The following is a 208-nucleotide window of genomic DNA, read 5'->3' as shown; positions in this document are numbered from 1 at the left end:
CGCCGGGCGTGGATCGACTACGCCGGTCTCAACCACCTCGGCTGGGTGCGCGGCCTGCGCGTGGCCGGACGCGACGAACTCCCGCGTCTGCTCGCCGATCCCCGCCTGCTCGGCTCCTTCGAGGAGGGCAGGCTCTTCGGCGCGCAGTGGCTGCGCTCGCTCGGCGCGATCCCCAACGAGTACCTGCACTACTACTACTTCCACCGCG

Annotated in this window: 1 protein-coding gene; it reads left to right on the top strand. The window is 71.2% G+C overall.

Features of this window, described 5'->3' with window-relative positions; all coding sequences use genetic code 11:
* The coding region (locus CCN35_RS29640) for a family 4 glycosyl hydrolase (RefSeq protein WP_483883425.1) at positions 1–208 on the top strand (208 nt) is incomplete at both ends.

It is taken from the genome of Streptomyces thermovulgaris (assembly GCF_002155915.1).
Lineage (GTDB): Bacteria > Actinomycetota > Actinomycetes > Streptomycetales > Streptomycetaceae > Streptomyces > Streptomyces thermovulgaris.
Note: the sequence above shows the minus strand (reverse complement) of the source record. Positions and strands in the feature narration are given on the sequence as shown.